The organism is Frankia sp. RB5, from assembly GCF_059816245.1.
In genome coordinates, this window is the sequence record NZ_JCBATA010000020.1 from 81576 (window position 1) to 97244 (window position 15669).

Consider the following 15669-nt stretch of genomic DNA (forward strand, 5'->3'; position numbering starts at 1 on the left):
CGTTCGCTGACAGGCCGGTGACAGATCGCGCGCTTCGCCGCCGATCCGGCGGACGGCTGCCGTTGTGTTCGTGGTGGGTGTCACACTTGTGTCCGCCGAGCGCGTGTACCGGGCACGTTTCGGCCATGTGACACAGGCCTCGGCGCGGTCGGCGCGGTCGGCGCGCGGGCCGGCCGGCGTCGGGCCGTGCGGCTTCGGCGGACTCGTGCCGACATCTGTCGGGTTGGAGACGGCGGGGTGGCCGCCCGGACCGGTATACCCGTCCCGTCGGCGGGCGCGCGCGAGCGGAGCGGAGAGCGAGGCGGCGGGAACCTCGGGCGCGACTCGTTCGTCCCGCAGTGCACACGTACTCCGCTGCGTGGCCCGCGGGTGGACACTCACCGTGGCGATCGCGTCCGGCAGCAGGCTGCCGGCGCCCGGCCGCCGGGGACCACCCGAGGCCGGCGCTGTGCCCGGAGCGTGGCCGCCCCGCGCGTCGGACGGCGGTCCCGCCGCCGGCACGCCGCAGGTCCGGCCACGCACACCACCATTACTACACAGCGTCTACAACACACAGCGTCACAGCGCTCGGGGCCGCGGCCCCGGGGCACAGCACTCGGGCCGCAGCGCCCGGTGACACTGTCCGGCGGCGCCCGGCGATCATCGGGCGCTGCGCCGGGCTACACCGCCCGGCGCCGGCCGGACAGCAAAACCACAGCGGAACGCACAGCAGGAGGACATCGTGGGAGTAAGCCTCAGCAAGGGCGGCAACGTGTCGCTGTCCAAGGAGGCGCCCGGCCTGACCAGCATCCTGGTCGGCCTCGGCTGGGACGTGCGCAGCACGACCGGCGCCGACTTCGACCTCGACGCCAGCGCCATCGCGTGCCGGGGGGACGGCAAGGTCGTCTCGGACGGGCACTTCGTCTTCTTCAACAACCTGAAGAGCCCGGACGGCGCCATCCAGCACCAGGGCGACAACCTCACCGGTGAGGGCGAGGGCGACGACGAGGCCATCACGGTGAACCTCACGTCGCTGCCGACGGACGTCGACAAGATCGTCTTCCCGGTCTCCATCTACGACGCGGACTCGCGCCAGCAGAACTTCGGCCAGGTCCGCAACGCCTTCATCCGCGTCGTCAACGGCACCGGCGGCACCGAGATCGCCCGCTACGACCTCACCGAGGATGCCTCCACCGAGACCGCGATGGTCTTCGGTGAGGTGTACCGGCACGGCGCGGACTGGAAGTTCCGCGCCGTCGGCCAGGGCTACGCCTCCGGCCTCGCCGGGATCGCGCGGGACTTCGGCGTCAACGTCTGACGCCGGGGCGGGCGACGATGGGGGAGAGCCGGGCTGGGACGCCCGGCCCCGCCCGGATCGGTCCCGGTCCTGTGACCGGGGTCGATCCGCGCCGCTCGCCGCGGCGGGCCCGGGAGCGCGAGGGCGATCCCGGGTGCGCCCTCGCGCCGCGGTAGGGACGACCGCCGGCGATCCAGCGCCCCCGGCGCCCGTTCGCAGGGTGTGGGGCGCGGTGCGCGGACAGGCGCGGGCCCATCCGGTGTAACCCAATTGTCAGGTCGCTCATACCGGATGAGCAGCTACGATGCCGTCGACCGCCGCCCGGGGCCACTCGGCTCCGGGACCGACGCGGTCTCCGGCTGCTACAGGCGATGAGGCGGGGTCCGACGGACCGCGGATCCGCCCTCGCGGCACGGTCGGGGTCTCGTGATCGGTCCGGGAAGGTGTTGATGGGCGTGCACGCGTTGCGGATCTTCGGGTGGTCGCTGGCGATCACCGCGCTGGGGGTGGCCGCGGCGGGAGTGCTCGGCGGTCCCCGGGACGCGGCCCTGGTGGCCATCCTGGCGGTCCTTGAGATCAGCCTCTCCTTCGACAACGCGGTCATCAACGCGACGATCCTGCGCCGGATGAGCGCGTTCTGGCAGAAGCTCTTCCTGACGCTCGGCGTGCTCATCGCCGTGTTCGGTATGCGGCTGGTCTTCCCGATCGTGATCGTCGCGCTGACCGCGCACCTCGGCCCGATCGAGGTCTTCGACCTGGCGCTCAACGACAGCGCCACCTACGGGGAGAAGCTGCACGACGCGCATCCCGCGATCGCGGCCTTCGGCGGGATCTTCCTGTTCATGCTGTTCCTGGACTTCCTGTTCGACACCGAGCGGGAGGTGCAGTGGATCCGGAGGCTGGAGGAGCCGCTGCGCCGTGCCGGCCAGCTCGAGGTCATCCCGATCGTGGTCGCCCTGATCGCGCTGCTCGTCGTGGGCGAGGCGTTCTCCGGCGACCACACCCAGCAGGTGCTCACCGCTGGCGTCGCGGGCCTGGCGACCTATCTGGCGGTGCGCGGCCTCGGGGAGTTCTTCGAGTCCCGCGGCGTCGGCGCCGAGGACGACGACGAGGACGAGGTCGGCGGGAGCTCCGAGGCCGTGGAGCGCGCCGGCACCGCCGCCGCCCCGGCCGGCCGCTCGGGCCCGCCGAAGCTGGTGCTCGCCACCGGGAAGGCGGCGGCGTTCCTGTTCCTCTACCTGGAGGTCATCGACGCGTCGTTCTCGTTCGACGGCGTCGTCGGGGCGTTCGCGATCTCCCAGAACATCTTCGTCATCGCCGCGGGACTCGGCATCGGCGCGATGTACATCCGGTCGCTGACCGTCTACCTCGTCCGGCGGGGCACCCTGTCCGAGTACATCTACCTGGAGCACGGCGCCCACTACGCGATCGGAGCCCTGGCCATCATCCTGGCCATCTCGATCGAGACGGAGGTACCGGAGGTCGTCACCGGCCTCGTCGGTGTGGCCTTCATCGGGCTGTCGCTGCTGTCGTCCATCCGGCACCGCCGGCGGCAGGCGGACGAGCCGGACGGGCCGGACGCGGACGGCGACGAGGACGGCCGCGGCCAGCCCCGCGAGGCGGTCGGCGCCCCGCTGTGACGACGCGGCGGCCGCCCACCGGCGGCCGCAGTGCCCTGGTCTGGAGTGATCCATCCGCGGTGGAGTGATCCAGTACGGATGTGACATTGTCGGGGGGCCAGGATCCGGACACAGCCGACGGGGGCGTCGATCGGCCGGGTGCGCCGCCGCGCGGTCGCATCCATCACTGATCCACCCACTTGAGCGCAGACCAGACATCCGGCGACCGCAGAAGCGGCCCGGCAACCGCGAGGGAGCGGACCATGGGCATCGACTACACGAAGCGTCCGGCGACGCCGCCGGCAGGCCAGGGCCCCGCGCCCGCGGGCCCCGGCGGGCCGGTTTCCCTGAGCAAGGTGACGCTGACCAAGTCCGCGCCCAGCGTGTCGCTGAGCAAGCAGGGCGGCGGCGGCCGGCTGCACGTCAACCTGAACTGGAACCAGAACCCGGGCGGCGGGGGGCAGCAGCAGAAGGGCGGCTTCCTCAAGCGGGTGCTCGGAGCGGCCTCCGGCGGCATCGACCTCGACCTCGCCGCCCTGTTCGAGCTGTCCAACGGGCGCTCCGGGGTGGTGCAGGCGCTGGGCAACGCGTTCGGCTCGTTCGACAACCCGCCCTACGCCGTCCTCGACGCGGACGACCGCACCGGCGCGAGCACCGGCGGCGAGAACCTCTACGTCAACCTCGCCCAGATCGGTCAGATCCGCCGGCTGCTCGTGTTCGCCTTCATCTACGAGGGCGTCGCGTCGTTCGACCAGGCCGACGCGGTCGTCACCCTCACCCCGGCGGCCGGCGCGCCGATCGAGGTGCGCCTCGACGAGCGGGCCGGCGGCGCGCGGATGTGCGCGATCGCGCTGCTGACGAACACCGGCAACGACTTCACGGTGAGCCGGGAGGTGCGCTACGTCGGCGGCCACCGGGACCTGGACAAGGCATACGGATGGGGGCTGGACTGGACCGCCGGCCGTAAGTGAGACACGCCGGTACCTCGCGATGACCCCCCCGGTCCCGCCGCCCGGCGGCGAGGAGGATCGATATCCGATGTTCCAGCCACGCCGCGACCCCGCGCCTCGCAACGAGCGGACCAGCTGGTTTCCCGCGGGTCCGGCGCGGTCGGGGCCGCCGGGTGACGCCGGCGCCGACCCGCTGGGGCCGGTGGACCCCGACCCGCGGGCCGGGGGAGCCCTCGAACGCGCGGCCCTGGAACGGGCCGCCCTGGAACGGGCATCGCCGGGCCGCGGCGGCGCCGAGCGCGCCGCCGCCCGCCGCGACGGCACGAGTACCGGCGGCTTCCCCGCCTGGCGCGGTCCCGCACGGGCGGGCGATGACGCCCCCGCGCCCGGATACGACGGCGCGTCCCGCCCCCGCGCCGCGGATCCGTATCCGCCCGGCCACGCCGGCGCCACCGGCCGCCCGGGTGAGCGCCGGCCGGCCGACCCGGACTGGGACGACCCGGTGCCGGTGGGGGTGCGCGGCTTCGGCGTGCCGCCCGGCGGCCTGGCCGAGCAGGCCCAGCCCGCCGTCGGCGACGGTCGCGGCGCGGCCGAGGACGGCGGGCTCGCGGACGGCTACCCGCCGTCCGGGGGCGTCCACGTCGATCCCGCCCGGCGCGCCGCCCCGCACGAGGGCGCGGACCGTGGCGACGGCGAGGATCCGGTGCCGCGCGAGCGCGCCGCGGACCGGGCGGTCGACGCCCGCCGGCTGCCGTCGCTCGGTCCGGGCGCCGGGCAGGGCGGCTGGACGGCGACGTCGTGGTCCACACCCGCGGGCTCGACGGGGGGCGGGGCCCGGCCGGGCTGGGGCGCGCAGGACCAGCCGGCCGTACCCGCCGTCGCGGGCTACGGGGACGGCGGGTACACAGAGGAGGCCTACGGCCGTGACGATGGATCCGTCCCGGCGGGGTATCGCGAGGATGTGGACGGCACCATGACGGCGAACGCGGAGGGCGACCCCCGGTACCGGGCGGACGCGGACCAGAGCGGGCCGCTCGCCCGCGGCGGGCCGTCGCGGCCCTTCGCACTGCCGGGCGCCGGGCGGCGGGACGATCCCGAGGAGCTCGACGACCAGACGCGCCAGCCGGCGGCGGACCCGGCGCGGGGGAGCGCGGGGTATGGCGGCGGTACGTACGGCACCGGCTACGCCGAGCCACGTTACGCGGAGCCGGCGTACGGCGAGCCGGCCTATCCGCAGGCCCAGTACGGCCAGGGCCGATACGCCGGGTCCGGCTACGCCGAGCCCGAGCCCGCCGAGGCCGGGCATGCCGAGAGCGCGCAACCGGACGCCGGGCGCGCGCCGGAGGCCTACGCCGATACGCCGTACGCCGATGCGCCCTACGCCGACACGGCCTACCCAGGCCCGCCGCGGCCGGACCGGTCCTACGGCGAGCCGTCCCGTGCCGGCGACGGCTATCCCGGCGCACCGGACGACCGGTTCGTCGCGGGCGGCGGGCATCCGCCGGACGACGCGTACCCGCCGGACGGCGGTTATGCGCCGGAGGGCGGCTACGGCCCGGATGGTGGTTTCGGCGCTGATGGTGGTTTCGGCGCTGGTGGTGGGTTCGCGCCGGAGAGCGGTTATGCGCCGGCGGAGGACGGATTCGCCGCGGGCGACGAGCTCACGGCGGACGCGACCGAGCAGGACCGGGCGTTCCCGGCCGCTCGTGCCGGCGGTCCGGGCGGGCTCGGGCCCGTGACGGCCGACGACCTGGCCGGCGAGGAGCCGGCGCCCGCCGCGGTGGCGGCCGTCGACGATCCGGCCGCGGACGCCGCGCCCCAGCCCGGCCAGGCGGCCGGGCCCGAGGGCGACGGCGACGAGGTGCTCGGGCTCTCCGCGGCCGAGGACGGGATCGCCGGTCCGCTCGGCGCGGTCCAGGCGGTGGCGCTGGAGCGGCTGGCGGGTCGGCTCGACGAGCTCATCCGGCTGCGCCATCACGACGCCGAGCTGGTCGACCGGTTGCACGCCGAGAACAGCCGATTGCGCGCCGGTGAGCTGACCGAGGCGATGGCCCCGCTGCTACGGGGGCTGATCAGACTGCACGACCAGATGGGTAGCCTGGGGGCTGACGATCCACAGAGCGTCGCCGGCATCCTGCGCAAACAGCTGCTGCAGGTCCTCGACTTCGCCGTCGACGTCCGGCCGTACACAGCGGTCCCGGGCGGGACCTTCGACCCGGCGCGGCACCTGGGGGTGCGTCGCGTGCCCACCGACGATCCGAGCCGCGACGGGACGATCGCCCGCACCGTGCGCCCCGGCTTCGTCCGTGGGGAGACGACCGTCGTGCGGCCCGCGGAGACCGAGGTCTACCGCGCCCGCTGAGCGGGTGGGTGGCGGCGAACGCTACGACACTTTGCGAAGGGGAGAGTTCTTACGGTGGCGGGTACCAAGGTGTTCGGGATAGACCTGGGCACGACCTACTCCTGTATCGCCCAGGTCGACGAGTACGGCCGGCCGGACGTGATCCGCAACATCGAGTCCCAGCCGACGACGCCGTCGGTGGTCCTGTTCGACGGGGGTGCCGAGGGCGCCACGACGTCGTTCGTGGTGGGGACCCAGGCCAAGCGGCAGGCGCGGATCCGCCCCGACGACGTCGCCCGGCTCGTCAAGCGGCACATGGGCACCTCCGACTGGCGCTTCGTCGCGCACGACGTCGAGTACAGCGCCGCGGCGGTGTCGAGCCTCGTGCTCAAGGCGCTGGCCGCCGACGCGGAGCGGGCGACCGGGATCCCGGTGACCGACGTGGTCATCACCGTCCCGGCGTACTTCGGCGACGAGGAGCGCAAGGCGACCAAGCTCGCCGGGGAGCTCGCCGGCCTCGAGGTCGTCGACATCATCAACGAGCCGACGGCCGCCGCTTTCGCCTACGGCTTCGGCCAGGACGGCGCCGAGGAGTCGACCGTGCTGGTCTACGACCTCGGCGGCGGCACGTTCGACACGACGGTCATCAAGCTCAGCGAGGGCGCGATCACCGTGGTCGCCACCGACGGCGACCACGAGCTCGGCGGCGCGGACTGGGACAACGAGCTGGTCCGCTACCTGGCGCAGAAGTTCACCGAGGCGGAGCCGGACGCCGGCGACCCGCTCGACGACGTCTACGACGAGCAGGAGCTGCTCACCGCGGCGGAGGACGCCAAGCTCGCCCTGTCGGGGCGCGACAGCGTCGACGTCCTGGTCGTGCACAAGGGGCACCGGGTCAGCGTGCCGGTCACCCGGGCGACGTTCGAGGAGATCACCGGGCCGCTGCTGCGGCGCACGCTGGAACTCACCGGCTCGGTGCTGGAGCGGGCCCGGGAGAAGGGCGTCGAGAAGATCGACCTGTGCCTGCTGGTCGGCGGAATGAGCAAGACGCCGGTGGTCGCCCGCCGGCTGGAGGAGTCGTTCGGGCTCACCTCCCGCCTGGTCGACCCGGACCTCGCGGTGGCCAAGGGCGCGGCCGTCTACGGGCAGAAGAAGGCGCTCGAGCGGGCGGTGCACTCCGACCTGGTGGCCAGTGGCGCGCTGCGGCCCGACCAGGAGCTCGCGGCCGCGGACGCCGCGGACGTGGAGAAGGCGGCGGCGGCCAGCGCCGGCGAGGCCGGGCTCGCGACCGCGTCCGTCGTCGATCTCGTCCGCACCAAGGTGACGAACGTCACATCACGAGGGTTCGGCATCTTCGCCGAGGACCGTGGAGTGCCGGTCGCGGCCTTTCTCGCGCACCAGAACGACGCCCTGCCGATCTCGGTGACCCGCACCTTCTACACGGTCACCGACGACCAGGCCGAGGTGGACATCAGGCTCTTCGAGCAGGGCACCACGACGGAATCCACCGCCATCGACGACAACAAGGTCATCGTCGCCGGCGCCATCACCGGAATTCCGCCGGGCCACCAGCGCGGCACGCCCGTCGAGGTCACCTTCTCGATGGCCGCGGACCAGACCATCCGGGTAACCGCCGCACACGAGGGTGCCGCCACTCCGCTGGTCCTTCAGGTGCATGCGGGGGTCGGGTCCGAACAGATGCGGGCCGCCGAATCGGCCAAGGTGAGCCTGCTGAAGCAGCGGGACTGACCTGGACGTCCCCGGGACCTGCGCTTTTATTGCGGATTCCGGAATTCGCACAGTATTAACAGTTATCAGTCGGCAATTATTCACCGCCACGGGCGCTTACGGGCGCCGGGTGCGAAGTCGATAAGGTTCAGCCCGGATGCTCGGTCATGACCGGGAACGGCGGGAACGGCGATGCCGGTACCGCCGCCCGCAACGGCCGGACCGGGCGACCGCGGCGTCCGCGCCCGTGGCGGGACGTCGCTTCGTACTCTCAGGTGTGGGCCTGCGGGTGTGGGGCGGTTGACCTGCCGTCCCGCCGCCCGCGTCGGCAGCCAAGGACCGGGCGGGCAGACCGGCCGGTCCGGTTAGCAGGTGGGACGAAGGTGGAGCGTTGAGCGCGGCGTTCGATGGCAGCGGGTACCGCCAGCGGGTGCTGGCGCCGCTGCGCGCGAGCTCCTCGGTGGACACCACCGATCCTTTTCTGATCGCCGGGCTCGATCCGACGGTGGGCCACACCGACTCCGAGGTCGGCGCGCACCTGGTCCGGGTCCTCGCCTTCCTGCAGCGGGAGCGCAACTCGGCCAAGTACGCGACGCTCGCCACCGAGCTGGTGCGCCGGCGCGCCGAGTGGGAGGAGCCGCTGCGCGAGGAGGACTCCCGCGAGCGGGTCCGCGCTCAGGTGCTCGCCGCCCGCCGCAGCGGGGACGCCGAGCGCCTCGCCAAGGTCGACGGCTACCTCGCCACCGTCCGCGAGCGCTTCGGCGGCATCCCCGCCTCCCGGGTGGAGGGGTTGCGCCGCCTCGCCGTCGCCGCCGGCGTCACCGTCGAGGAGTTCGACGCCCGGCTCAGCCGCGAGCAGATCATCGTCGACGGCGTCGGCGGCGGGGTCGAGCCGCTGCCCACCGAGGTCCGCCGCCAGATCGCCGAGCGCCTCGGTGAGCTGTCCGCGCTGCGCGGCGGGGACCGCGTCGCCTGCGCCTCGCTGTGGGCCTTCCTCGGCCTCACCCCGGACGCCTCGCCGCAGCGGCTGCATGCCGCCTACGCGGCCGTGGCGGCGGCGAACAACCGCCGCCCCCACGACCGCGAGAAGACGGTCACCGCGGACCTGCTCGCCATGGTTTCCGCCCGGCTCATCGAGAGCGACCCCGCCGCCTACACCGTCGGCCTGATGGCCGACGCGGCCGACGAGCTGCGCCCCGCCGTCGAGGAGCACGTCGTGCTCGACGGGGAGCTCACCGCCGTCGCCTTCGAGGGGCTGGTGCGCGCGGCGCTGGCCACCGGTCGCGGGCTGACCGCGGCCCAGGCCAAGTCGGTGATCCTCGGGGTGGCCCGGGAACTCGGCGCCGCGGTGAACGTCGGCGGGGTCGTCGACTACGTCGTCTGCCCGGGCTGCGGGCGGCCCGAGGTCGCCGGCGCCGCCCGGCACTGCCGCTACTGCGACACCGACCTCTACACCACCTGCCCGTCCTGCGGCTCGATGACCGAGGCCGCCGCCGTCGTCTGCCGGCACTGCGGGCACAGCCTGCGCCAGGCACGCGAGGCCGCCGAGGCGCTCATCGCGGTGCGCCGCGCGCTGGAGGGCGGGCATCCCCGCCAGGCCGGGGAGCTGCTCGGCGCCGCCGGTCCGGTGCTGGCCGCGGTCGGCGGCCCCGTCGCCGGCACCGCCGAGGAACTCGGCGCCCGGGTGTCGGCGGCCCTCGGCGCGGCCGACGCCGGCTGGCGGGCGCTGGGCGAGGCCCGCGCGGCCAACCGCGCCGACGCCGCGCTCGACGACGCCCGCTGGCTGGCCGCCCAGGCCGCCGACGTGCCCGGTCCGGACGGCCGCGGCCCCGCCGAGGTGCTGGCCGAGCTCATCGCCGCCCAGGCGCTGATCCGCCGCCGGGTGGAGGCCGCCCGGGCGCTGCCCGGGGACGCCCAGGAGGCGGCGCTCGCCGCGGTGCTCGCCAGCGCCGCCGACAACCGGGAGGCACTGGCGGCGCTCGCCGCGCTGCCGCTGCCGCCGCCGAGCGAACTGACCGCCGCCGCCGGCAGCGACGGCTCCGTGCAGCTGCGCTGGCGGCCCTCGCCGTCGGTCTGCGGCCCGGTGTCCTACCGGGTGGAGCGCATCGTCCTGGTCGAGAACGGCGGCGGGACGCTCGGCCGGCGCAGCCTCGGCACCACCCGGTCCACCGAGCTGTACGACGCCGGCGCGCCCGCCTGGACGCCGGTGCGGCACGAGGTCACCGCCATCTGCGGGGACCGCCGCTCCGAGCCGGTGGTGACCGCGCCGGTGGTGTGCATCCGCGATCTCGCCGAGCTGCGCGCGGAGCGCACGGCCGCCGGGGTGCGGCTGGACTGGCGCCTCGACGGCACGCTGTCGGTGGTGACGGTCGAGCGCACCCTCATCGTGCCGTCGCTCGCCGCCCCGCCACCGCCCTCGCTCTCGCCCGCCGGCGGCCCCTCGCCCGCCGGCGGCCCCTCGACCCCGGCGGCGGGGACCCCGGGGATGGTCACCCCGTCCGCGGCCTCCCCCGCCCTCGCCTCCCCGTCCGGGGTGCCCGTGCCCGGGCCTGCCTCGCCGGGGGTACCGGCGCCCGGGGCGGTTCCCACCGGGCAGGCCTGCGCCGGGACCGCCGCGTCCGGGGCTCCCGCGGTCCCGGCGGCGGTCGCGGCCGGGCCGGGTTCGCCGCCGGCGGGCACGCCGTCGGCTCCGCCCGTGCCGGCGCATCCCGGGCGGCACGCGCCGCGCCGCGCCCGGGTCAGCGGGGGTGTCTTCCACGATCCCGACGTCGTCGTCGGGGAGACCTATCGCTACCGCGTGTTCGTCGAGTACCACGACGCGGACGGCCGGCCGGCACGCACGCCGGGCGCCGAGGCCGAGATCGAGGTGACCGCCCGCCCCCGCCCGGTGCGCGACCTCGCCGCCGTCACCGCCGGTGGCCGCACCAGCCTGCGCTGGACGCCGCCACCCGGTTGGGAGGTGCGGATCTACGCCACCTCCGTCCCGCCCGCCGGGGCCGTGGCGGGCCCCGCCTCTGGGCCGCTGCCGCTGCCCGGTACCACCGCCACCACGCCACCCGTGCTGCCCGGCAGCGGACCGCTGCCCCTCGGCGGCCTCGGGGTGGAGGGCGACGACGTGGCGCTCGGTGCCATCACCGGGCCCGTCCGGCTGGTGGCCACCAGCCGGACCGGGCAGGCGATCGAGTCCGCCCCGGTCGGCGAGGTGATCTACACGCCGGTGACGGTGCACGGCGACACGGCCGTCGTCGGCCGCGCGGTGCGCCACGTGGTCATCGAGCCCGTTCGGGACCTGCGCGCCGACGACCGCGGCGAGTCGATCGTGCTGTCGTTCCAGCTGCCGCCCGGGGTGACCGAGGCCAGGGTGCTGTGGCGCCGGGACCGGTCCCCCACCGGCCCCGACGACCCGCTCGCCGCCAGTGCGAAGGTGACCAACACCAGCCTCGAGATCAAGGGCGGCTGGCATCTCGCCGCCCCCGCCGACGGTTGGGCCTACCACGTGGCCGCCTACCCGATGTACCGAGCCGGCGGGATCGTCCGGGTGGCCCCGCTGGGGACCGCGGTGCTCGCTCGCGCGGCCGTCAGGGACGACCCACCGCCGGCCGTCGTGCCCGCCGCCCCGCCCGGCGGCGTCTTCGGCGCGCCCGGCCCGCACACCGCCCCAAGCCCACCCGCGCCCTTCGGCGCGCAGCCCGGGGCCGGCTTGCAGGCGCCCGCCGGCCCGCCCCCCGCCGCCGGCTCGTACGGCACGGGCCCGCACGGCACCGGGCCGTACCCGATGCCCGGTGCCGGGACAGGCGCGTACGCCATCGGCGCGGCGGGCGGCGCCATGGGGCCGAGAACGCCCCGCGCCGCGGCGGCCGCCGGCCTCGACCCGATCACCGCCGCCCATCCGCTGGGCGGGCCCGCCCAGCCCCGCACCGGGGCGCTGCCGCTGCCGGTCCCGGTCGGCGCCCGCCCGGGCGAGCCCGCCACCGGGGCCTGGCACCTGGGCCACCTCGACCATCCCACCCCGCGGCCGCTCGGCGACCATCCCGCCCCGAGCCCGTTGATCGACCATTCCGCGTCCGGCCCGCTGGCCCGCCCGCAGGGCGCGCCGCTCACGCCGGGCGGCCAGCCCGCGGCGGCCCAGACCGGACCCGCGGGCCAGCCCTGGCCGGTCGCGCCCGCGGGCCCGGCGGGCCAGCCGGGGCATGGTCCGAGCGGGTACGCCGGCACCGTGCCCGCCGCTGCCGGGCCGGCGGGCGTTCCGAGCCACCCGCTGGTGGTGGGGATGCCCGGCGAGCCCGGCCGGGCGTCGTTCAACGCGGGCGGTCCCGCCTCCGGCGCTTCCGCGGGCCCACATCCCGGCAGTACCGGGGCTCTGGTCGTTCCCGGCGGACCCGCGGTCCCGGGAATGCCGGCAGGCCCGGGGGCGCCGGTGGGGCCGGGGGCTACCGGGGCGACGCAGCTGCCCGCGGGTACCGGGATGCCGGTCGGTCCCACCGGGCCGGTCGCGGCCGGGGCCGGCGCGCCGGCGGCCGCCGTCCCCGGCCTGCCGAACCCCGCTGTCCTGGGGAGCCCCGCTGTCCTGGCGAGCCCCGTGGTCCAGGGGAATCCGGCCGTGTTGGGGAACCCGGCCGTGCTGAGCCCCAGCCTGTCGAACGGCGCCGCGCCGGCCGTCCCGGCGGGCCTGCCGCTGGGCGGTGGGAGCGTCGAGGCGGGCGAGGTCCCGCTGATCCAGCCCACGGTGACCTACACCGTCAGCCGGTCCGGCTGGCGGCGGCGCACCATGCGGGTCCAGGTGCACGCCTCTGGTCCGGTAGGTGAGCTGATCCTGTTCGCGCGGCCGGGCACCGCGCCGCCGCGGGCGGCCGCCGAGGCGCACGAGCTGTCTCGGCTCGCCTCCGTCAACCAGGCCGTCACCAGGACCATCGATGTCACCCTCGACGGCGCGCAGTTGCCGTGGGGCGTGCGGCTGCTGCCCGCCCTGGTGCATCCCACCGGCTGGTCCGTCACCCATCCGGCCGACGAGGACCTGGTCGTCCGCTGAACCCGCGCGACCGCCCGGCCGCCCTGGCAGGGGCGCGCGGCCGGGCCGCCGCGGGCCGTTGGCCAGCAACGGGTGGCCGTGGGGACACCCGTCCGGGCTGCCTCCACCAAGGCCACTTTGGTGTCCGGTTGATTAACCGTTGGCTTTAGGTGGCTCATTGGCGGCGATGTCGCACCGGATCCTCAATGATGGCACTACCACGGAAAGTATTCATCCTGGTGCTGTTCCTCGTCGGCGGTACTCCCCTTACGATTGGTTCCATCACGCGTAGTTCCAGTACCGGCCTGATGGGTGTTCGACGTCGGGCCGGAGCACCTGTCGGTCCGTCCCGGTCGCGTGGCCTGGGTCGGTCGGCTTCACGTCCGGGCGGCGGTGGCAGCCCGGGTGGCGGCGCCGTGAGGTGCCGCCGGACCTGATGGAGCGCTGAGCGGTCGCGTCCTGCGGCCTGTTCGGAGGGGACGTTTCGTCAGGCGGTCGTGATCCGGCGCGGCTCTGTAGTCGACTGGCGGCGCGAGCGGCGGGTGTGTTGTGTCACGCCCTCTTCGAAAGGCAGCGCGCGAGCATGGCCTCGACCACTCGTCGCCGACCAACCCCTCCGGTCGGCCGTCCGGGCACACTCCTGTACCGATCACGTCTGTCCCGATCACGACCCGCCGCCTGCCGGCGCCCGCACCGACCGGTCCGCACCTGCGCTCGGCTCGGCCTGGTCTCGGTCTTCGTCGCCGGGCTGCTGCAGGCGGTGACCCCACTGGCCAACGCCGCGACCGAGTCGCCGAGCCCGTCGCCCAGCCCGCAGGGCACGCCGTCGCCGAGCGCGAGCCCGGGCTCGGCGGGCGCCTCCGCCCAGCCGCAGCCGGGCGTCCCGCTGACGACGATGACCCCGCAGTCGCGCAGCCGCGTGACGCTCGTGCTGTTCGACCAGGACATCGTCCTCGTCGGCGGGCGCGACTTCACCCCCGCCACGGATGTCACCGTCGCCGCCCAGACGGAGAAGCTCGGCGGCAGCGCGTTGATCAAGGCCGACGGTGACGGTCGGTTCATTCTCGGCTTCCGGGTGCCCGCCGACTTCAACGGCAAGGTCGACGTGAAGGCGACCCAGGGCGGCCTCAGCGCCTCCGACGCCCTCAACGTGACCGGCCCGGAGGCCGCGGCGCAGGGCTTCCAGTCGCCGCCGCTGCCGAACCTGCCGGTGGGCAGCACCGGCAGCGGCTCCACCGCCTCGACCGGCGCGACGCCGAGTCCCACGGCCAGCGCCTCGCCGGCCAGCGGCGTGCCCGCGGTGACCCCGGCCCCGACCCCGGTCTCGACCCCGGTCTCGCCGAGCCCGAGCGCCGCCCGGTCCCCGTGGCCGCGCCACGGCGCCGGGTCGGTGACGCCGAGCCCCTCGTCGATCCGCGCGACGGCGACGCCGCTGACCGCCACCCCGAACGTCACCTCACCGACCCCGTCGGGCACCGCCCTGCCCTCGCTGCCGCCGGTCACCCAGACCCCGGGCACCGGTGCCACCCCCAGCGCCAGCCCGGCCGCCGGCGGCACGGCCGACATCGACGGTGCCGGGCCGCAGTCCGGCCTGCCGTGGCTGTCCGGCTTCCAGGCGCACACGCTCGGGCCGCTGCAGGACTTCGGCAACTGGCGCGGCCGGGCCAACGACCTCGTCCACGTCTACACGGACCGCACGTCCGGCTGGGGTGGGCTCGTCGAGCCGACCTGGCCGGTCGACGTCTTCAAGGGCTTCGCGGGCAAGCTGGTGATCAGCCAGCCGACCTATCCGAAGGGCCAGGGCAGCAACGGCGAGTGCGCGAAGGGCGCCTACGACTCCCAGTGGGCGAAGTTCGGCAGCTTCCTGGTGCAGCACGGCCGGGCCGACTCCATCGTCCGCATCGGCTGGGAGTTCAACGGCACGTTCATGTACTGGCACACGGACGCCGACGCGACGACGTTCCGCACCTGCTTCCAGAAGATCTCGGCCGCGATCAGGTCGACCGACCCGCAGGTCAAGATCGACTGGACGTTCAACGCTCACAACTCGCCGGTGCCCTCGGGTAACAGCCCGTGGAGCGCCTACCCCGGCGACGAGTACGTCGACTACGTCGGCATCGACTCCTACGACCACTTCCCCCCGTCGAGCGACGAGGCGACGTGGAACAAGCAGTGCGAGGACGTCAACGGCCTGTGCTACGTGATCCGGTTCGCCCGGGAGCACGGCAAGAAGGTCGGCGTCGGCGAGTGGGGGGTGGCGTCCTGCTCCGGCAACGGCGGTGGCGACAACCCGTTCTACATCCAGAAGATGTTCGAGACGTTCAAGGCCGCCAGTGACGTGATGGGCTACGACGCGTACTTCGCCGACCCGACGCCGGGCAACGTCTGCTCCACGATCACGAACGGCGGCCAGAACCCGAAGTCGGCCGCCGAGTACAAGAAGCTGTTCGGCGCCGCCTGAGCCCCGCCGATGCCCGAAGGGCCGGGACGCGCGTCCCGGCCCTTCGCCATGCCGTGGACCGGTGCCGTGGTCGCGAGCCGCGCGACAACGAACCCGCAGGTGAGCGGACTGCCGATGACGGAATGGCGACTACTCGGTGTCGGCGAACTGACGCATGTCATTGTCTGTCGTCAGGCGCCCCCGGCCAGGTACCGTCACCCGAAAGGCGACGTTTCACGATCTTCACGATCTCGTCCGACCCACCCGGCCACCGGGAGGCCGGGCGTGCGGCCAGCCGGGACGCTGG

Annotated in this window: 7 protein-coding genes; all 7 read left to right on the forward strand. The window is 75.0% G+C overall.

The window, feature by feature from the left end; all coding sequences use genetic code 11:
* Positions 1 to 721: 721 nt before the first annotated feature.
* The 7 genes from AC6EXY_RS13070 to AC6EXY_RS13100 all read left to right on the forward strand — a co-directional run bounded on the left by AC6EXY_RS13070 (position 722) and on the right by AC6EXY_RS13100 (position 15383).
* Positions 722 to 1297, forward strand: coding sequence for a TerD family protein (locus tag AC6EXY_RS13070; protein ID WP_101830102.1), 576 nt, complete (start codon positions 722 to 724; stop codon positions 1295 to 1297).
* A 434-nt stretch (positions 1298 to 1731) separates the two neighbouring features.
* Positions 1732 to 2916 carry a DUF475 domain-containing protein gene (locus AC6EXY_RS13075; RefSeq protein ID WP_243407141.1) on the forward strand — a complete coding sequence of 395 codons (1185 nt, stop codon included), beginning with the start codon at positions 1732 to 1734 and terminating at the stop codon, positions 2914 to 2916.
* A gap of 242 nt (positions 2917 to 3158) precedes the next feature.
* The gene (locus AC6EXY_RS13080; RefSeq protein ID WP_101830100.1) at positions 3159 to 3866 is read left to right on the forward strand and encodes a TerD family protein; all 708 of its coding nucleotides are present in this window, start codon (positions 3159 to 3161) and stop codon (positions 3864 to 3866) included.
* A 67-nt stretch (positions 3867 to 3933) separates the two neighbouring features.
* Positions 3934 to 6207 (forward strand): hypothetical protein, encoded by a 2274-nt coding sequence (locus tag AC6EXY_RS13085; protein WP_499842342.1) that lies wholly within the window; start codon positions 3934 to 3936, stop codon positions 6205 to 6207.
* 54 nt (positions 6208 to 6261) lie between these two features.
* Positions 6262 to 7935, forward strand: a complete 1674-nt coding sequence (locus AC6EXY_RS13090; RefSeq protein WP_101830099.1) for an Hsp70 family protein — start codon at positions 6262 to 6264, stop codon at positions 7933 to 7935.
* Positions 7936 to 8305: 370 nt separating this feature from the next.
* Positions 8306 to 12943, forward strand: a complete 4638-nt coding sequence (locus AC6EXY_RS13095; RefSeq protein ID WP_499842343.1) for a zinc ribbon domain-containing protein — start codon at positions 8306 to 8308, stop codon at positions 12941 to 12943.
* Positions 12944 to 13682: 739 nt separating this feature from the next.
* Entirely contained in the window at positions 13683 to 15383 is a 1701-nt protein-coding gene (locus AC6EXY_RS13100; RefSeq protein ID WP_499842344.1) for a glycoside hydrolase family 26 protein, read from the forward strand.
* Positions 15384 to 15669 lie beyond the last annotated feature (286 nt).

Coding starts and splice junctions, on each gene's coding strand:
- AC6EXY_RS13080 (WP_101830100.1), top strand. CDS start 3,159: ATGGGCATCGACTACACGAAGCGTCCGGCGACGCCGCCGGCAGGCCAG.
- AC6EXY_RS13085 (WP_499842342.1), top strand. CDS start 3,934: ATGTTCCAGCCACGCCGCGACCCCGCGCCTCGCAACGAGCGGACCAGC.